The sequence below is a fragment of the Enterococcus sp. LJL98 genome (assembly GCF_054871745.1).
Genome location: NZ_JBTXLU010000013.1, coordinates 81,407 through 100,227, shown reverse-complemented (window position 1 = coordinate 100,227; position 18,821 = coordinate 81,407). Strand labels below are relative to the sequence as shown.

The following is an 18,821-nucleotide window of genomic DNA, read 5'->3' as shown; positions in this document are numbered from 1 at the left end:
AAAGTATTTTAAAACAAAGCCCATCCAAAAAAATAAAAACGACCAAGCAGTGAAAATCGCCGCTTGATCGTTTGACTCTATTCTAAAGATTGTCTAAATATTTACCAACACCTATTGTTAAAGAGCCTGTTAAATCAACATTCGGAACTTCTATTATGGGTCTAGCCCACTGACCCTTCCATTTAAGACTATCCTTTTCAAACAGTTACAAACATTGATTTAACAACGTTTTAAAACTGAATACTAGCGTGAATAGGTCATACATTCACTTCTGTTTTTACAAATAGATAGTATTTAGATAGCTTTTTTAGCTGGGGGCATTAATTATTTATCGCTTTTATTATATCGTTTCCAAGTTGTCTTGTGCCTTTTTCATTACCTCTAGAGTTTAAAATATCAACGCCTAAGTTTGATGCTATCTCTCTCAAATATTTTTTATTTTGTCTATTTCCTACATATTCTGTTTTATAAACATTTATTGTTCCGCTTTCTAGTTTTCTTATTTCAAATCCATCTGTAAAGGCTATCTTATCTACGTTCATCTTATTCTCCTTTTTAATTAACTATAACACAATAAAACACACCCTGTTAAGAGTGTGTTAAGAAGAAGTTTTAAAATCGTTATAAGAAAGCCGCTGGCAAAATTACCTTGGGCTATTTTTATATACGAAAAATTAGGTCGTAAACAGTATAGTCATTGACATGGAAGAAGATTGGCAATCATTCAAACAGCTATGACTACGAGGTGAGTTTCCCCTCCTCCCTACTGATTACATTTCACTTGTATTACTCTAGTCCAGCACGCTTGCAATCATGCCTACAATTTTCAAGTAGTACAAGGTTTCGGTCAGCTTAACCTATAAACTCCAGGTAGCCACTCCCTTCGTTTACTACTTCTATTATACTAAAATAACTATAAATTTACAACTGTAATCAATTATCTAATCTATTCTCTTAGCAATGATTAGCTGATATTCTTTACTTGTTGCATCTGGCGCTGATTGAATGATTTCATAATGTTTACCATCGTACTGAATCGTCATAGTATGCTCTATTTCAAACATCTGATAAGAACGAATGATAAAGGTAACCGTATCATGCAAAACTGTTCCCCAATTCGCCTTAATCTCTTTTAAAAGTTGTTTCTTTACATGACACCAACACTTTCCAACCTCTACAACACTCTCTGTCATATCGCCATTTTCATCTTTAATGAATCTTTTCTCTTGAAAAACAATACGCTCATCTAACTCATTTATATTATTAATGATTGCCATAATATGCACCTCTCATTTGTTGAATTAATGAAAGCACCGTTACTGGCATACGTTCGCTACTAACTTCTTGACGGTTTACATACCAATGCTGGACTAGTAAAGACACTGCCCAATCAAACTGCTTGAACTCCTCAATAACGCCTTCTGTATCTTCGCTGTCAATCGCACTAATAATATAAGCGCTTGAAGTAGCGATTAATTGTTCAATCATTTCATTATCTAGATCATGGTCGATTCTTAGACTATTTTTTATATCTTCTACATGAATCATTTTTTTATCCTCCTTTTTTAGGTCTCGCCAACTTTGGCGGCTCCTGTTCATCAATATGTTAAAACATGGGGGTAGCGATTCGCGACGCCAACACTTTGATATAGGTGGAGGAACTTTTTCCCTTACCTATTTTAATCGGCTGACTTTTCAGGTAACCACACTTTTGTGGTCAGCTCACTGTCGAAAATTCGACTGTGAAATTAAAAAAGGAAGGGATATGAAATCCCCTCCCTACAATTCTTTATTCTACAACTGGTGTAAATTCAATATACACGGCTGCTTCATCATCAATCTTTTTGTAGTCATTTCGAACAATAACTGCTAACCCTTGTGAGTAGTGGTCGAACTTCTCCCATTGGGTTGTTACTTGGTTTCTACGTGCTACAAATACCGCTTGGGCAATATCACCCATAATCATTGGGAAAGTACCTGCTTTAGGATTGGCAAACAATTTATCTGAAATAATCACAACTGCCATTCCAAACAATGACTTACCACTTGCTGCGGTTACATCGGGCTGTAATAAGTAACGGCCATCAGAATCTTTTAAGGTATCTAAATGATTAAAACCACTTTGATTTACGATTACCATTTTATTTAACGCTGGATCAAGTGCCACGTTGTGCAATTCTTTTAGTTCATCCAATGTAGCGATTGTTTTCTTAGCAAATGATTTCAGTAAATCCATAATATGCTTGTTGTCGGTATTTTCTACTAACTTAGCAAGTTGAGATTTTACTTCTTGAACAATATTTACTTCTGCATCTTCAATGACTTCATTAGATAAAGCAATTTTACCTGCTCGTGTTTCAACTTTATATTCAACTTGTGTGAACATTTCAGCTTCAACATCACCAATTTCTGCTAACTCTGCCTTTGTTCCTAAAATCGCTTGTTGGTTTGTTGCAACTGGATATGTACCTTGACCGTTTGAAACACTTTTAACCGTTGCATATTGTGCCAAATTATAACTTGAACGTTTTAAATCGAACACTTCACCAATTACTTCTTTTGGAACAACTGCTGCTGCACTTACCGTAGTTACGCCATCACGTTCTTCCCCTTGACTGCGGATATAATCTTCATATCCTCTAATTTCTGTTTTTTCGTTATCAATTAATGTTTTTTCCATGTTTTTGCTCTCCTCTTGTGTCTTAGAAGTGGATTCTAAGGCCGTTTCATTTTTATTTGATGGACTATTGCTCATAAACGCCTCGTAGGAACGCTTATCCACTTGAACATTTGTACTATCATACGCTGGAATAGTTACAACGCTGATTTCATTCAATGCCTTCATTTTGTCAATCGAACGTACCACGCTACCATCTTCTGCTTGGTCGAACGAATCCATTCCCAATACAAAACCAAAACTCATTGAATCCAAAATCTTTTTTGAGACATTTTCATAAACATCATTGGCATAGGTGGTATCTGGTAACTCGGCTTCAAAGTGAAGTCCTGTATCGTCTACCTCTAATTTCAATGTGCCTGCTTTGGTGCTTGCTAAAGGTTTTGAATAATCATGCCCATATAACAAAAAGACATTTGATAAATCCACTTCTTGCAAAGCTTCAGGTGTAATGACTTCTACAAAACCACCCAAATCTTTTGATGGCTGATTAAACTTAAAAGCATAACCCGAAATATTCTTACTTGTTTCGTTGTTCTCCTGTAATTCCGCTTGTTCCGTTACTCGTTTCTCCTGTTCCATCTGTTCCCTCCTGTTCTCTAAATTGATATTTCTCTAGTGAATCCAAATATGTAAAGTTCAGACTAGCAAGCAATCGATCCCCACCAACCATTGATGGCAAGCCCATTTTTGCACGTCCTTCATTTATCGTAATCAGCGAACCTTTTACCTGGTCCAAGATATTTTTAACCATTGTTTCGGGGTCTGATTCGAGTAAACGATCCGTATTGAAACGAAAATTTTCACTTACATCAGACTTTAGCTTATTATCCAACTCACTGATAAAGACATTAAAATAATGAATCAATGTACTCTGAATGTAAGTTAAGTTACTTTGGGCGCTACTGGAATGCACGTTCTCCACTCCTAAGCGTTCCGATGGAATCCCAAAAGCTTTAGATATTTGTTTAGTCGTCCAATCGCTTGAATTGACTAGCTTTAATACATCGGTATTGATTTCTAATGTTTTGTAGTCCATCGTATCGTCCAAGATAATGGTTCTTAGTGCATTATCGCCATCGTTTGAACCGTTGGCTTCTTCAAACTTTTCACGTATCGCTTTCTTCGCTTTGTTGTCTAGGTCGGATTTATTGATTTTCAATATTCCACTACCATTGACCCCTCTTGAAAAGAAACTGAACCACGTTCGGTTACCTGCTGCTTGAATTTTAATTTCATCACGTAGCGCATACAATGGTGATAGTCCTGTTAAGCCGTCTTGTGTGAAGTATTTAAAATGAAGAATATCTTTTGAAGCAATCCTTCGTTTCTTTTCACCGACTGAATAAATAAGCGAACCATCGTCTGCTTGTTTAACTGTTACGGATGAATTGGGTAGCAAGTGAAGTGCTTTCGCCTGCTCACTTTCTCGCTTAATTTCAGCAAAACTATTGCCGTTCAGTAGCATATTAGCTGCCAAAGCAAACTTGAAGTGCCAACCATCCATTTCTGAATTGGGTCGATGGTTAAGTAATTTAACAACTTCATCATCTTCTTGGGGCATGCTTGCATTTACTAACTGAATCGGACTTGAAGCAATATCACTGGCTATAATTTTGATGGCCGTAAAAACATCACTGTTTCGAATTGCCTTCACACTTGAATAACTGGTACTATAATCATCCGTTTGAAGACTGACGACATGATCTAGAAATGGGTCGCCTGTGGTCGTTTTTATTTCTTTACTTTTGAAAAATGCCATTCTTTTACCTCCTTTCTATTTTGGATTTATTACCAATGAAACGCCTATAAGTACGATTCCTAGGGCTAACATTCCGTAATACACACTTGATAAAAATGAAATAGCTACCACGATAAGAACTAACCCCAGCAACAATAAAATAGAATGAAGATGGTTAAAAAGAAAATTCATCACTTGTATAAAAATCATTGTCTGCTTTCGCTCCTTCCTTACTGTCGTAGTAATCCATTGCAAAGACATAAGCATTCATTAAGGCCGCCACGGGGTCTATTTTGTTGCTATTCTTCGCTTTGTTTATCTGAATACCATTATTATCTTCCTTTGTTATGGCGTTATTGACCGCATGAGTAAGGATAGTATTCGTTTTATGAACGATATTTTTCTCAAAGACTTGTTCCCTAAAGGTTCTTGTCGGTACGTTTAAAGTCAATGTTCCCTGGCGAACCTCTAGCATTGGATAATTCGCTTTTTCTGCCTTTGAAATTAAGCTGTTAGCATTGTATGGGTCATAACAAATACCCAAACATTCCAAATCATTCTCCTCAATCAAACTTTGGATAAAATGAAAAACTTGGTCGTAATCAACTACGCCACTAGCTAACTGCGTGATAGAACATTCTCCTATTTTCTCTAGTTCTCGATAAGGTAAGCCATCACGCTTTTCTTTATCCTGTAAGCCGTACTTGGTAGCTACAAAGGAATGAGAATCACAATAAAGCTTGCCTTCATCTAAAGGGACAATCCAAGAAACGCTTGTTAAATCGTCCGTTTTCGATAAGTCGATACCGATATAAACGGGCTTTCCTTTAATATCCTTTGGCTCAACCTCTACGGCTTGCCAGTCTTCCCCGCTCATAAAACTATCTTCGCTCGCTTGTCGCCATAGATTGAAGTTTTTCACGAGAACGGAATTAAGGTTATTTTGTTTCAAAGCTAAATCAACATCATCTTGAATAGTGGGTAGCATTACTTTTTTTATTTCTTCGCTTTCAAATATCGGATTCGCTTTTATCCATTTCTCTTGATCGTGAATTTCATCTTCATCATCAAGTTCCCAAATCGCAATGAAGTATCTATCCGCTTCATCTAAGCCCTCTAGTATGCGTTCTAACAAGAGATATTCCTCATACATCGGAACATTCAAATCAAGTCCTGCTGTACTGATAACGCCTAGCAATCCGTTCTTTTGTTGCGTTTGACCCGAACGAATAACGTTATAAGTTTTTCGATTTTTAGCTTCATGCCACTCATCCAAGATGGCGGTAGTCGGGCCAAAACCATCTAATGTGCTTGTTTCACTAGCCAATGCGATTGCGAATGAATTACTTGGAATATGAATGATTTTTGAGTTCATAATCTTTAATTGTTGCCGTAGAAATTTACTTGTTTTCGTTACACTTTTCAATGAATTAGAAAGCATATCGTAGCCAAGTTTTGCTTGTTTTAAGGCGTTACTAACAAATAATACTTGCCTACCTTCTGCTGGCTCGTTCTCCAAGATAAGTGCATTCGCAGCCATTCCACTTGCTAAAAACGTTTTGCCGTTCTTCCTTGATTTAGAAATAAAAGCACGGTTAAACCTGCGGAAATTATCTTCTTTCGTTCGCCATCCATACAAGCTACCAATAATAAACTTTTGAAAACCTAGCATATTGATTTTCTCGCCACTCGTTGATGGCAGTAGTTCGATAAACTTAATTGATTTATTCGCCTGTGCTTCATCAAAGTAATAAGGAAAATCATCTGACTTGGAACGCTCTATATCCTTTTGATGCCGTTCGCAAGCTAGAATAATCTTTTTAGGTGCGATTAATTCCCCCGACAACACTTTTTCAATGTATTCAATCAATTTTGCATCAACTCCGCAAAGGGATCACTTGGCGCTTTTTCTTTTGCACTATTTAAAGCAATTTTTGACCGTTCTAACATCGTCATACCTAGTGCGGTAGCCGCCATTTTCATATCACTCATAGCATTACTTTGCATTCTAACTGCTGGATTGGCTACTCTTGCACCATTGGCCGCCTTCATGAATACACCTTTGTTTCGTATTTCTCTTTCAGCCGATGCAACTCGTGCAAAAGCCAAACAATAAGCAACCAACATTCCATAATCGGCTTCACTTAAAGGTAAATCTTTTTTTAATACTGGAATAATTCGCTCCCACTCCTTTGTAGCAGTTGCATTGAAATAGTCTGGGGGGCATGATACCAATTCCACTTGATTAAACATTGATTGCCTAGCATCTTCTCGCTGGGCTTTATGCTCTTTTGAAGCATGACCTTTAAAATCATCTGATAAAATCTTAATACTACTCATTTTGTCCTCCTTTCTAACAAAAAAAGAGGACATACCACAATCAAGTGATACATCCTCAGTTTTACTGTCTAGGTGTATTTAACATATTTTTTCATCTAAAGTTGTTTTTATGTTTGCTATCTTTCCGTTGCGAACAGTGAAATTTATCTCGCCATATTTTGGGATTGTAATTTCTTTAGTTGTTCCGTTAGATAGTGTAATGACAATCTTATCTTGCATAAACTTCTATACCTCCATTATACTATTTATGTTTACCTTTGTAAACGGTTGTGGTTTTTCGAGAAGGCTTCTTGTGAGACTTTGATGGGGACGCGATGTAAATAATTTCTGAACGACTGCCCCCTAACCCTTAATGGTGGCCTTTCTACGCCGTTTTTCCTCGGCTGTCTTAGTATTGTGGCAAGAATGACACATAGATTGAAGGTTCTTCTCATCTAATCGCAAATCCCACCTATCCTTGACCTCCAGGATATGGTCTACTACATCAGCTTTCTTTATTACATTATTTAATAAACAAACTTCACAAATTGGATTTTTCAAACGATACAATCTTGATAAAGTTCTCCATGACCTTCCATTATAAAAGTGAAGATACTTTCCATCTTTCGCTACACGATCTTGATAGTTTTGTTTCTCTGATACCTGCTCATGCTTCCTGCAATACCTCACTGTATAGTTCACTAAGTTTCTACATCCAGCTTTGTTGCACTGTTTTTGCGGAATCATTTAGATGCCATAGGAATTGAGCCGTCCTTATTTAGGCTACCAGCTATTGCATTGGTGACCTCTATGAGTAGCTGTCCTTTACGGTTCATCTCTTTCTTTTCATCCTCGTCAATCTCCGCATTGGTCTGATAACCTAGCAGTCCTAAATGATGAAGATACTTGTTATCTAACCAATGACTGAACACTGCTTTAAATAATTCTGAATAACCTTTAAAGTTCTCACCAAGTATTACAACGAAATATTCATATTCCATCATTCCATGTTTAATAATATCTAGCTTTGATTGTAAATGATTCGGTAGGTCGTGTTCCTCCGCATTCGCTTCTAGCATCGTACCGATTGAATCCACATACGCCATGTAGTCAGTGAAGCACTCATCCAAAATTCGTTGTGCGGCTGTTAGTTGTTGTTCTGTATAAAAAAACATTATTTTTCTCATAGTTCTTGTCTCCTTTGATTTTATTTGAATAGCGGTGTGTCTTTAAATTGTTCTTCAATCGACTGATACTTTTCTTTCAACTCGATATAAGGACTAATGATTGTTCTTTGTGTTCCATCTTCCATCATCACGATTGCTGTATCTTCTGCTAACCACATTGATTTAACATTGTCTTGCCCCTCATATAATCGAACAACTGCTAACCCATTGAAGTATTTTAATTCTTTAGTCATGTTTTTCTCCTTTTAGTTTCTATTTTATGTAACATTCCAATGTTACTGCTCAAACCCTTATCTACCAAGGCTTGCAACATTGGTAACATTGGTAACATTAAAATCACAACAATTCTGTACCTCTATACCTTATAGCTAATATACAGACTTACAAAACTCTTTACTATATATCAATGTTCAATGTTACCAACACGCTATAACCCTTACCACACAAGCGATTGAGTGGTAACATTAGCAATGTTACCCAATGTTACTTAATGTTACTTTTCTTGTTTTCAGTGCTATTTTCCTTGTTAAAAAAACCTCTGCGTTTATTTCTGTTTGATAATTGTTTTTTTTCCCATTCTCCAATGTTACCCATAATTAACGAAATTTTCTTTTTGTCTGAATTGCTTTTTCCTTGTATTGTTTCTTTGGGTTCTCTTTCAAATACCACTTCCAATATATCTGCAGTTAACACACCTTCCAGCAATACCATTCGAGAATATCTAGGGAACATTTCGAGTATTCGTTTATCAATTTTACTTTCCGGGTATTCTCGGTAATATGAACGTCTCACCCAAACCTGCGCCTTATCCCACGTATCGGGAACAACCATTCCTAGGTATTTGACTATTGATTCTTCTGCTGGATCATCAAGCTTGGCTTCATCTTGGTATTTTTCAGCCATTTCAAGAACTTTTTTATCCAACTCATTTCCATAATCAAAGAATATTGGTTGCTTGTCTTCATATAAAACTTTCGCTTCTGCTAGGACTTGAAGGAAGTAATCGTCTTTCATCTTGAACATATTTTGTTTTGGTTCGTTTTTACATGGCAAAGGAAAGAATCTTCTGTTTCCGCTAAAATCGACTAGGTACTCATTATCGTTCGTTGTTCCAATGAATACACATCTTCTAGGCCATTTAACCGTATTTTTTTCATAAGGCATTCTTATATCGTCGTACTTGGCGGATATGAAGTTCTTTGCTTTATTTATATCGGTTTTCTTTAGTGAAGATAGCTCACCCAACTCCAATATGACGTTACTTCTTAATTGGAGGTAATCATCTTTATTTTCGCCCAACCCTTCCAACGAATCTGAAAAGTATTCATCAGTGTATAACAAACTAGGTAGCGTGGACTTCCCTATCCCTTGTTTCCCCGATAATACGGGAACCATTTCAAACTTGACACCTGGCTGATAAGTCCTTGCTACTGTTCCAACAATCCAACGCTTTGTAATTTCTCGTGTATATACGTTATCCTCTGCACCTAAAAAATCAATGAATAGTGTTTCAATTCGGCTTTTACCATCCCATACTTGTGATTCTATACGTTCTTTAACTGGGTTGAATACATTCATCCTAGACACGTTATCAATGGCATTGCGTAGCTTGTTTTCGTTAAACGACACGCCATAATGTTCTTCCATGTAAGATAGTAACGCCGATTCAAAGCTATCTTCCCATTGCCCAGCATTCCGATTGACCCAAGGGGAATCTTTCATCAAGTAAACATAGCCGCTAAACTCGTTATATCCAATCGTTCCCCTTAAATTGCTATCATTCGTTAAAATCAACTCAATATTTCTAATTGAAGAAGTCAGTATCTTTTCTTCTTTATTCAATCGCAATCGAGACTTCCAAGAATTTAATTCTACAATTTTTTCATTTCTTTGTTTTGCTTCTGGAAAATTCAAAATATCTTTAAGATCTATCGTGTTCCCCTCCCCCTAACGTCTTTTTTTATCATGCTTGTTATAATCTTGTTCACGTCTTTTTCATTTAATGGCGGGTTACTGTTTACATTGGCTACGTGCATAGCTTGAACTAACGTCTCGTTATCCACCCCGTGCCATAGACACCACCCAGCAAGCTTAGTCAGTGAACTATCTCTAGACCCTTCATCCAATCCGTTGAAAATCATATCTAAAAATGACGCTGTTCTTGTTTTGTTTGTTGGGCGGTAATCATTTTTTTTCGGATAAGACCTTTCTTTATAAGTCTCTCTAGCAGCCTTTAACCCTGCTTCTACTGGAAAAATTTGGTCTGTTATCCATACAATTATTTTTTCTTTTGTATTATTTTGAGTTAAGATAGGCAATCCTTGTAATTGAGAAAAAGTAAAATTGCTTTCATCAACACTCGCAACAATCTCTTTTAAGACGATGGAACAAAAATACTTCGTTAGTAATTTGTAATCATCCTTATCAACCGACTTATCAAGTGGTACAACCAAACGATAACGAACACCCTTAAACCCATTGTTAAGACTAGGGTATAGCACGTAATTAATATTACCTAGCCTTTGATGGATAGACTTAGTAAGTTCTTGTTCGGATAAATTCGTATGATCTATATCAACCACTAAAGCATCACGAGAAATAATGTTATCGTCATTTCTAACTAACTGACTAAATTCACCGGATATAAAACTATCAACTACTGTCGTTTTCAACCTTCGCTGCTCTTCTTCCGATTGTGATACCAAAACAGTAGACGGTTGATAATCAAGAAAGAATTGCATAATATCAGCATCTAAACCTTCATTTAAGGTGCTTGGAATTGGTGTACCTGTGTAAATCATTGCCTATCCCTCCTAATCCGGACAAATCTCGTTTGAAACTTCTAAAATTTCTTCCTGGCAGTCTTGAAGGAAGTCAATTACATTGGTTAATTGGCCATCAAAAAAATATGTCATTGAAAACTCGTCTCCTTGCAACCTTTGATAATTTACATTTGATAACAGCTTAACGACTAAATCTAAACGAGTTGATAGCTTAGTTAAATCAATAGCATTTTTTTCTAAATGTTTTGTAGTTACTTCTAGACCGTTTATTTTTGCAATATTATTCGTTTTCATATTAATTAACTCCCTCAATTTTTCTATTGTTCTCAAGTGTAAAGGCATCCCATTCTACCAGCAATAAAATCAGCATTGGTAGACATATCAACAATTTCACCAATGGGCTAAATGCTGAAAATACCGTAATCAAAATTACTAATAATAAAAATCTTCGTGTCTTTTTCTTCATCATTTCGTCCTCCTAATATTTGTGGTATAATTGAGGAGAATACAATTTAGTTTGCCTTTAACGTATCGCTTTGGTCGGTTGAAACGTTAGGGCTTTTTTTGTATTCTCCATCATAATCATAAAACCTTTCTTAATAACTCTTCGGGTACACTAACCATCAATAAAGATTGCTTATGAATCTCCTTTTCGGGATCGAGCGTCAATTTAAAATCATGTAGAAAATCCTCTATATCTGATACTTTCGAGAATAATTCATCATCAGTTTTGTTTGATGTAAAATCTTCCTGTAACTCGCTCAACGTTTCTTCAATCATCCCAAGATACATCTCAAGATTTTCGCTCTTGCTTAATTGGTGCGTTTCTTCTTCTGGATCAATACCTAAATTTTCTACAATTTCACTTAGCGGACGTTCTAAAACGAATGCTACTAACGATTGAATACGTTGAAAAGCGCTCTCTGTTACCTTCTCCCATTGTCTGCCATCATAATAATCAACTTCATAAGACTTCCCTTCTTCGATGTCAAACGCCCCTTGTAGCATCATATAAACTTCACTGATACTCTCGATTAAACTTGCCACATCTGCTTCACTCTTAATTATCTCTTGAAATTTTTCAATCGTTTTATTAGCTGACATTTTTTGTTCCTCCTATTTATTAATCTTCTGCGACTTCCTACTTGCCCCCAGCAACAACTAAAATTTGTTTTCATTTAAAAAAATATCTATATCTGTTTTAGAAATCCGCTTCACTTGTTGAATTTTTGATACGGGTAACCCTCGTTCAAGGAAATGACTAGTTAAAGTATTTCTTGAAATACCGATATACTCGCAAGCTTCACCCAGCGATAACCATTCTTTTTGTTTTAACTCTTTTGCCACAACTTCTAGTGCGGGCCTAATCTCACCTATCACTTTTTGAATAAACAAATCACTTGCTTGTTCCGATAATTCCAACTGATCTATTCTAAGTTCCATTTAATCACCTCCTTTAATGAAAAATAAATCATCAAATTTCTTATGCAATATAATACAAATCAATTTAGCTTTATCAGCAGATATTGAAAACCTGTTATTTAAAAAATTTGATAATGCTGAATCACTGATTTTTATTTTTTGAGCAAGTTCTTTTTGATTTAACCCATTATGGATTAAAGCTATTTTTATCTCTTTTTTTTTCGCAACAATATTCATCGTCAATCTCCTCCCTATATCTAACTTCCGATATTTATATTTCAAGTATATCTCATACGAAATAATAAAACAATACCTAGTTTTAAATATTTTTGTTTATTTTAAATCCCAAACGAGATATAATGATATTATGAGAAATGTAAGGAGGGAAAGTATGAACGATAAAAATTTAGAAAAACTAGGACAAACAATAAGGGAACTAAGAACAAGCAATGATATTAAGAGTGTTGATTTCGCTAAAGATCTAGGCGTTTCCCAAAGCTATATCTCAGACTTAGAAAATGCAAAGAAAAAAAGGCCTAGAATCGAAATACTAGAAAAAGTTGCACAATACTTTGGTGGAAGTGACGAGGGGATGGTTACTTATCTTTACATCCAATTTCTAGAACTAGCGGGCTATACTACTGAACGAAATTTCGTAGTACATGGAGAAAAACAAAATAATAAAGAAACAGAAATTCGTCCGCTCTGGGAATTGGTGAAGGGGTTAGAAGAAGAAGAAAACAGGCCTTTAGAAAATAATGAGTTTATGATTGTTTTTAAAGACAATGATGGAAATGAATCAAAAATACGTTCTCCCTTTGACAAAGATTCTTCAATCTTCGATATAAATCCGTGGTTATTTAATGACTTAAATATCGTTACCAACTCTTCAAAAGGCTTCACTCAATACAGTAAAGTACCAACATATTATCGAGGCGTAAAACTCTCATATGATGATAAAATAAAAATAAAAAAAGTTTTAGATGCTATATTTGAATTAGATTAACCCCTCCCCTACTTGCCCCCAGCTAGTAACAAATGGGAGGAAAACAACAATGGCAAAATTTACACAATATCAAGATAAGAACAATAAAAGAAAATGGATGTTTAGCGGATATGTCGCTACTGATCCAATTACTGATAAGAAAGTAGTTACAAGTCGCAGAGGTTTTAACACTAAAGCTGAAGCAAGTGAAGAATTTGAAAAGTTGAAAGTCAGCATCTTAAAAGGCGCTAAAAACAAGCCTACAATCACATTCCAACAACTGTATGATGATTGGCTAGTTCAACATCGAATGAGCGTTAAACCGTCAACTGTGGCTACTAACAGACGTTTCATTGAAGGTCATGTACTGCCTAAGTTCGGTAAGCTTAGATTGGATAAGATAACCGTTTCTTATTGTCAAAAGTGCGTAAATGAATGGCATGGTAAGTTTAAGCAATACAACTATATAAGACGTGCGACTGCCCAAATCATGACTTATGGCGTATCTATGGAACTAATGGATTCAAATCCAATGAAAAAGACGATTCTTCCACGGAAAAAAGAAGAAGAAAAAAAGCCGAACTTCTATAATAAAGTTCAGCTTAAAGAGTTCTTAGACTTTACGGAAACGTTAGACAACTATAAGTATTATGCTTTCTTCCGATTGCTTGCCTTCTCGGGTATGCGAAAAAGTGAAGCATTAGCCTTATACGTTACTGATCTAGACTTAATCAATAACACTTTAAAAATTGGCAAAACGATTGCGATTGATGAACATGATGAGGTCATTCTTCAAACGCCTAAAACAACTACTTCTTATCGAACAATTTCATTAGATGATGAAACAGTCAAAGCATTAAGAAAATGGATTCACATAATGAAACAAGATTTTCTTAAACTCGGTTATAATTCATCGAAAAAGAATCAACTCATGTTCCCTAACCAATACAATACTTATTACTATCCCCAGGCAGTCAACGACTGGTTAAAGTGGATATACAAGAAATCGGATAATGAAGGACTGAATTTATTCCCGATTGCTCCGCATGGATTTAGACACACTTCATGCTCCCTAATGTTTGAAGCTGGGGCATCAATCAATGAAGTTCAAAAAAGGTTAGGTCATAAAGACGTAAAAACCACAATGAATATATATTCCCACGTAACACCACAACAAGCTGAAAATACTAGCCAAAAGTTAGCGAACTATTTAAGTTTCTAACAAATAGATAGTATTACGGATAGCATCTTCAAATTTAAGGCAAACAAAAAAGCTAGGAACATTGATTTAACAACGTTTCTAGCTTATCTATTATTATTAACCTACACTGCCTTCCATCTCATACTGGATCAATCGGTTCAATTCCACCGCATATTCCATCGGCAATTCTTTTGTAAATGGTTCGACAAAGCCCATGACGATCATTTCAGTCGCTTCAATTTCTGTTAAGCCGCGGCTCATTAGATAGTAAAGTTGTTCTTCTGAAATTTTTGAGACTTTGGCTTCGTGTTCTAAAGCGACGTGGCTGTTATGGATTTCGTTATATGGAATGGTATCGGATTTCGATTGGTTATCCATAATGATGGTGTCACACTCGATATGGGAAATCGAGCCGGCACTGTTTTTACCGAAAGTCACTTGGCCACGGTAATTGACTTCACCACCGCTTTTTGCGATTGATTTCGAAATGATGGAGCTGGAAGTGTTTGGTGCGTTATGAATCATTTTTGCACCAGTATCTTGGATTTGTTGGCCGTTGGCAAAGGCAACAGATAACATGGTTCCGCGAGCGCCTTCGCCTTCAAGGAAGACACTTGGGTATTTCATCGTTGTTTTGGCACCTAGGTTGCCGTCAATCCATTCTACGGTTGCGCCAGCTTCGGCACGGGCGCGTTTGGTTACTAAGTTATAGACGTTATCCGACCAGTTTTGGATCGTGGTATAACGGCAGTAGGCGTCTTTTAAGGTAAAGATTTCAACGATGGCTGCGTGTAAGCTGTTTGATGAATAGGTTGGTGCGGTACAGCCTTCAACGTAATGCACACTCGCGCCTTCATCAACTACGATTAGCGTACGTTCGAATTGTCCGGTTCCTTCTGCGTTAATTCGGAAGTAGGTTTGTAATGGGACGTCGACTCTTACGCCTTTTGGTACATAGATAAATGTTCCTCCTGACCAAACGGCTGAGTTTAAAGCAGCAAGTTTGTTGTCAGTTGGTGGAACGAGTTTTGAGAAATATTGTTTGAAGATTTCTGGGTACTCTTTTAGTGCAGAATCTGTGTCGGTGAAGACGATGCCCATTTTTTGGAATTCTTCTTTCATATTATGGTAGACCACTTCTGATTCGTACTGCGCAGAAGCTCCCGCTAAGTAGGCACGCTCGGCTTCTGGGATCCCGATGCGTTCGAAAGTCTCCTTGATTTTATCTGGTACGTCATCCCAGTCTCTGGCTGGTTTATCGCTGGCTCTTTGGTAATATTTGATTTCATCAAAATCTAAATCGTCTAAGCTAGGACCCCAATCTTGCATCGGCATTTTGTGATACGCTTCAAGCGATTTTAGACGGAAATCTAACATCCATTCTGGTTCATCTTTTACTCGTGAGATTTCACGAACGACTTCTTCCGTCAAACCCTTACCTGTACTAAAAACAGGCTTGACATCATCATGGAAGCCATATTTATATTCTTCTAATTCTGGAACACCACTCATGTTTTCTCACTCCTAATCTTCGATATTTTCTTGATAATTTTGGATTTCTGGATGGGCAATGATTTGATCTAATGCCTTCCAACCAAGCGTCGCACATTTAATGCGCGCTGGGAATTTTGCGACACCGCTTAAAATGGCGCCGTCTTTTAGACGATCGGCATCTACGCTTTTTCCTTGAACGAGGCCAGAGAAAATTTCAGACAATTCACTGGCTTCTTCAAGAGTTTTACCGATAATCACTTCAGTCATCATCGAAGCGCTGGCGGTACTGATCGAACATCCATGGCCAGAAAAGGCGACTTGTTCGATTTTTCCATCGGTTAGTTTGACTTCTAAGGTGATGACATCGCCACAAGTCGGGTTATGCAACTCGACTTTTTGGCTGTCTTCTCCTAAATGCCCATGGTTACGTGGATGACCGGAATGATCTAAGATGACTTGGCGATACAATTGATCAAGTCTAGATAGTGCCATGACTGAAAAACTCCTTTGTTGCATAGATGGCTTCAACGAGGGCGTCAGCATCGGCTTTGGTATTGTAAAGATAAAAGCTGGCTCTAGCGGTTGCTGAAACATCTAAATATTTTAATAACGGTTGGGCGCAATGGTGACCGGCACGAACGGCGATGCCTTGCATATCCATCGCAGTGGCCACATCGTGTGGATGCACCCCATCAATATTGAAGGCAATCACGCCGGTATGTTTTTTCGGATCGGTTGGGCCGTAAATAGTCAGTCCGTCAATTTCCTGCAATTTGGGTAGGACGTATTCGACGAGGCTTGCTTCGTAATCGTGAATTTCTTCCATGCCAATCGCTTCTAAGTAATCGATGGCGGCGGCTAAACCAATGGCGCCAGCCATGTTTGGCGTTCCTGCTTCGAATTTCCAAGGGAGTTCTGCCCAAGTACTTTCTTCGAGGTGGACGAATTGAATCATTTCGCCACCAAATTCAATCGGCGCCATTTGTTCGAGCCATTCCCGTTTCCCATATAAGACCCCGATGCCCGTTGGTCCACACATTTTGTGGCCACTAAAAGCATAAAAGTCACAGTTTAAATCTTGGACGTCCACCGGCATATGCGGCGTTGCCTGTGCACCATCGACAACCATAACTGCACCCTTTTCGTGGGCGTAGGCCGTCAATTCTTTGATTGGATTAATGACACCTAGGACATTAGACACGTGAGCGAGAGCCACAATCGCTGTTTTCTCAGTGATTTGCGCTTTCGCATCCACTAAGTCCAATTCTCCTTCTGGTGTTAAGCCGATGTATTTTAATTTGGCTTTTTTGGCTTTTGCTAGTTGTTGCCAAGGAACGATGTTAGCGTGGTGCTCCATATAGGAAATCACGATTTCATCGCCTTCTTTGACTTTCAACTGGCCGAAGCTTTGCGCCACCCAATTCAAGCTCGTGGTTGCTCCACGAGTAAATAACACTTCCGCTGTTTCCTTGGCATTAATAAAGCGACGGGTCGTTTCGCGTGCATTTTCGTATTGGGCGGTTGCTCGTTCTGCCAAGGTATGGACGCCTCGGTGAACGTTGGCATTGTTTTTAAGATAATAGTCATCCATCGCCTGTAAAACAGCCATGGGTTTTTGGGTCGTTGCTGCATTGTCTAAATAAATTAACGGCTCATCATTTACAATCTGATCTAAAATCGGAAAATCTTGACGGAGCTTCTCGTTATTCATTAGGCATTCAACTTCCCTTCGATGACATCAATTAATTCTTGTCTGACGCTCTTCACTGGAATCGCAGTAATCACAGAGCCTAAGAAGCCACGAATGACGAGACGTTCCGCTTCTTCTTTTGGCAATCCACGACTCATTAAGTAATACATTTCTTCTGGATCGACACGGCCAGAACTGGCTGCGTGTCCAGCAGTCACTTCATTTTCGTCAATTAATAAAATCGGGTTGGCGTCGCCACGTGCTTGATCTGAAAGCATTAAGATACGGCTTTCTTGTTGCGCGTCGGCTCCTTTTGCGCCACGTAAAATGTGCCCAATTCCGTTAAAGGTTAAGGTGCCTTTTTCACGAATGACCCCGTGTTGTAAAATGTGACCAATGGAGTGCAAGCCGTGGTTGGTCACGCGTGTATCGATTCCTTGGGTTTGACGACCGCCACTAATTGCGACAATCTTCACTTCAGAATGGGAGCCGTTTCCGATTAATTCTGAATCAAAGTCAGCCACGACATTCCCTTCGTTCATGACACCAATGGCCCAATCGATCGAAGCGTCTTGTAGTAAATACCCTCGACGATTAATATAAGTGGCGATGTTCTCGCCTAATTGATCAATCGCTGCATATTTGACTTTCGCACCTGCTTTGGCAATTACTTCAACCACAATATTACCAGAAAGCTTTTCTTTGGTTTCGCCTTCTGAAAGAAAACGTTCCAAGTAACTAAACTCACTATTTTCATCAGCCACAATTAAAATGTGTTTGTAGAAATGGTGACCCAGTTCTTGGTTGTGCTTGAAAATCGCTTCTAATGGTTGTTCGATTACCATGCCTTTTGGTACGTATAAGAACAAGCCGCTATTCATAAAGGCGGCATGGGCGGCCGTCATTTTGTCTTCATCCATGGGTACTGCTTTTTTCATGTAGTATTCTTCAACTAGTTCTGGATGGTTTAACATGGCTGTGTATAAATCGGTGAAGATGACTCCTTTATTCGACAAGTGGATTGGCACTTGTTCAAAAATGGTTACATCGTCTTGTTGGACAACCATCGGATGGTTGTGCATATCATCAAAGGCTGGAACAGACGTGATTTCTGCAGTTTCACCATTTAGTGCTTCTTCGCTAATGTTAAATAATGGCCAACGTTCATACTTCACGCGTTCAATTTTTGGAAATGGTAGAGCATCTATTTTTTCTAAGGCTTTTTCTCGTAATTCCAGCATCCAAGTCGGTTCTTCTTTGATTGCTGAAAAAACTTTTACAGCACCTAGGTAGTCTTGTAAATTTTTCTTCATCAAATGAAA

General features: G+C 37.7%; 24 protein-coding genes. 2 read left to right on the top strand and 22 right to left on the bottom strand.

All coding sequences use genetic code 11. The annotated features are described in order from the left end of the window. Positions 1-320: 320 nt before the first annotated feature. The 18 genes from ACYSNO_RS10910 to ACYSNO_RS10825 form a co-directional block, all read right to left on the bottom strand. The gene (locus ACYSNO_RS10910) at positions 321-542 is read right to left on the bottom strand and encodes a hypothetical protein (RefSeq protein ID WP_461731123.1); all 222 of its coding nucleotides are present in this window, start codon (positions 540-542) and stop codon (positions 321-323) included. A 399-nt stretch (positions 543-941) separates the two neighbouring features. After that, positions 942-1,277 carry a phage head closure protein gene (locus ACYSNO_RS10905; protein WP_461731122.1) on the bottom strand — a complete coding sequence of 112 codons (336 nt, stop codon included), beginning with the start codon at positions 1,275-1,277 and terminating at the stop codon, positions 942-944. Beyond that, positions 1,264-1,548 carry a head-tail connector protein gene (locus ACYSNO_RS10900; protein ID WP_461731121.1) on the bottom strand — a complete coding sequence of 95 codons (285 nt, stop codon included), beginning with the start codon at positions 1,546-1,548 and terminating at the stop codon, positions 1,264-1,266. The genes ACYSNO_RS10905 and ACYSNO_RS10900 overlap by 14 nt, the downstream gene beginning before the upstream one ends. A gap of 241 nt (positions 1,549-1,789) precedes the next feature. Next, a complete protein-coding gene (locus tag ACYSNO_RS10895) occupies positions 1,790-3,259 on the bottom strand; it encodes a phage major capsid protein (protein WP_461731120.1) in 1,470 nt (489 codons plus the stop codon). Further along, positions 3,198-4,439 carry a phage portal protein gene (locus ACYSNO_RS10890; protein ID WP_461731119.1) on the bottom strand — a complete coding sequence of 414 codons (1,242 nt, stop codon included), beginning with the start codon at positions 4,437-4,439 and terminating at the stop codon, positions 3,198-3,200. Before ACYSNO_RS10890 ends, ACYSNO_RS10895 begins: the two co-directional genes overlap by 62 nt. Before the next feature lie 154 nt (positions 4,440-4,593). Further along, positions 4,594-6,288, bottom strand: a complete 1,695-nt coding sequence (locus tag ACYSNO_RS10885; protein WP_461731118.1) for a terminase large subunit — start codon at positions 6,286-6,288, stop codon at positions 4,594-4,596. After that, positions 6,285-6,758, bottom strand: a complete 474-nt coding sequence (locus ACYSNO_RS10880) for a phage terminase small subunit P27 family (RefSeq protein WP_461731117.1) — start codon at positions 6,756-6,758, stop codon at positions 6,285-6,287. Before ACYSNO_RS10880 ends, ACYSNO_RS10885 begins: the two co-directional genes overlap by 4 nt. Positions 6,759-6,836: 78 nt before the next feature. Further along, the gene (locus ACYSNO_RS10875) at positions 6,837-6,977 is read right to left on the bottom strand and encodes a hypothetical protein (RefSeq protein ID WP_461731116.1); all 141 of its coding nucleotides are present in this window, start codon (positions 6,975-6,977) and stop codon (positions 6,837-6,839) included. Positions 6,978-7,100: 123 nt separating this feature from the next. Then, the gene (locus tag ACYSNO_RS10870) at positions 7,101-7,484 is read right to left on the bottom strand and encodes an HNH endonuclease (RefSeq protein WP_461731115.1); all 384 of its coding nucleotides are present in this window, start codon (positions 7,482-7,484) and stop codon (positions 7,101-7,103) included. Then, a complete protein-coding gene (locus tag ACYSNO_RS10865; protein WP_461731114.1) occupies positions 7,481-7,924 on the bottom strand; it encodes a hypothetical protein in 444 nt (147 codons plus the stop codon). Before ACYSNO_RS10865 ends, ACYSNO_RS10870 begins: the two co-directional genes overlap by 4 nt. A 20-nt stretch (positions 7,925-7,944) precedes the next feature. Beyond that, positions 7,945-8,157: a hypothetical protein gene (locus ACYSNO_RS10860; RefSeq protein WP_461731113.1), complete on the bottom strand. Its 213-nt coding sequence runs from the start codon at positions 8,155-8,157 to the stop codon at positions 7,945-7,947. Positions 8,158-8,407: 250 nt separating this feature from the next. Continuing rightward, positions 8,408-9,766, bottom strand: coding sequence for a virulence-associated E family protein (locus ACYSNO_RS10855; RefSeq protein ID WP_461731112.1), 1,359 nt, complete (start codon positions 9,764-9,766; stop codon positions 8,408-8,410). Positions 9,767-9,852: 86 nt separating this feature from the next. After that, entirely contained in the window at positions 9,853-10,725 is an 873-nt protein-coding gene (locus ACYSNO_RS10850) for a primase alpha helix C-terminal domain-containing protein (protein ID WP_461731111.1), read from the bottom strand. Between the two features lie 12 nt (positions 10,726-10,737). Next, positions 10,738-11,001, bottom strand: coding sequence for a hypothetical protein (locus ACYSNO_RS10845; protein WP_461731110.1), 264 nt, complete (start codon positions 10,999-11,001; stop codon positions 10,738-10,740). Position 11,002: 1 nt separating this feature from the next. After that, complete coding sequence (locus tag ACYSNO_RS10840; RefSeq protein ID WP_461731109.1) at positions 11,003-11,173, bottom strand: hypothetical protein; 171 nt, start codon at positions 11,171-11,173, stop codon at positions 11,003-11,005. 116 nt (positions 11,174-11,289) lie between these two features. Beyond that, positions 11,290-11,811, bottom strand: a complete 522-nt coding sequence (locus tag ACYSNO_RS10835; protein ID WP_461731108.1) for a hypothetical protein — start codon at positions 11,809-11,811, stop codon at positions 11,290-11,292. 57 nt (positions 11,812-11,868) lie between these two features. Then, entirely contained in the window at positions 11,869-12,150 is a 282-nt protein-coding gene (locus tag ACYSNO_RS10830; RefSeq protein WP_461731107.1) for a helix-turn-helix domain-containing protein, read from the bottom strand. Beyond that, entirely contained in the window at positions 12,151-12,366 is a 216-nt protein-coding gene (locus tag ACYSNO_RS10825) for a helix-turn-helix transcriptional regulator (protein WP_461731106.1), read from the bottom strand. It lies immediately after the preceding gene. 154 nt (positions 12,367-12,520) lie between these two features. Here ACYSNO_RS10825 and ACYSNO_RS10820 point away from each other — a divergent pair, with 154 nt between their 5' ends. Together ACYSNO_RS10820 and ACYSNO_RS10815 are read left to right on the top strand one after the other, a co-directional pair. Further along, on the top strand, positions 12,521-13,135 hold the full coding sequence (locus tag ACYSNO_RS10820) for a helix-turn-helix domain-containing protein (RefSeq protein WP_461731105.1): 615 nt from the start codon (positions 12,521-12,523) through the stop codon (positions 13,133-13,135). A gap of 49 nt (positions 13,136-13,184) precedes the next feature. After that, positions 13,185-14,336: a tyrosine-type recombinase/integrase gene (locus tag ACYSNO_RS10815; protein ID WP_461731104.1), complete on the top strand. Its 1,152-nt coding sequence runs from the start codon at positions 13,185-13,187 to the stop codon at positions 14,334-14,336. Between the two features lie 96 nt (positions 14,337-14,432). Here the strand turns inward: ACYSNO_RS10815 and sufB are convergent, their stop codons facing one another. Genes sufB through sufD form a run of 4 tightly spaced genes read right to left on the bottom strand, consistent with a single transcriptional unit; the run spans position 14,433 to position 18,812 of the window. Then, positions 14,433-15,827 carry a Fe-S cluster assembly protein SufB gene (sufB, locus tag ACYSNO_RS10810; protein WP_461731103.1) on the bottom strand — a complete coding sequence of 465 codons (1,395 nt, stop codon included), beginning with the start codon at positions 15,825-15,827 and terminating at the stop codon, positions 14,433-14,435. Positions 15,828-15,839: 12 nt separating this feature from the next. Further along, positions 15,840-16,301 carry a Fe-S cluster assembly sulfur transfer protein SufU gene (gene sufU, locus ACYSNO_RS10805; RefSeq protein ID WP_461731102.1) on the bottom strand — a complete coding sequence of 154 codons (462 nt, stop codon included), beginning with the start codon at positions 16,299-16,301 and terminating at the stop codon, positions 15,840-15,842. Further along, positions 16,288-17,520 carry a cysteine desulfurase gene (locus ACYSNO_RS10800; RefSeq protein WP_461731101.1) on the bottom strand — a complete coding sequence of 411 codons (1,233 nt, stop codon included), beginning with the start codon at positions 17,518-17,520 and terminating at the stop codon, positions 16,288-16,290. Before ACYSNO_RS10800 ends, sufU begins: the two co-directional genes overlap by 14 nt. Beyond that, entirely contained in the window at positions 17,520-18,812 is a 1,293-nt protein-coding gene (sufD, locus tag ACYSNO_RS10795) for a Fe-S cluster assembly protein SufD (protein WP_461731100.1), read from the bottom strand. The genes ACYSNO_RS10800 and sufD overlap by 1 nt, the downstream gene beginning before the upstream one ends. Positions 18,813-18,821: the final 9 nt, after the last annotated feature.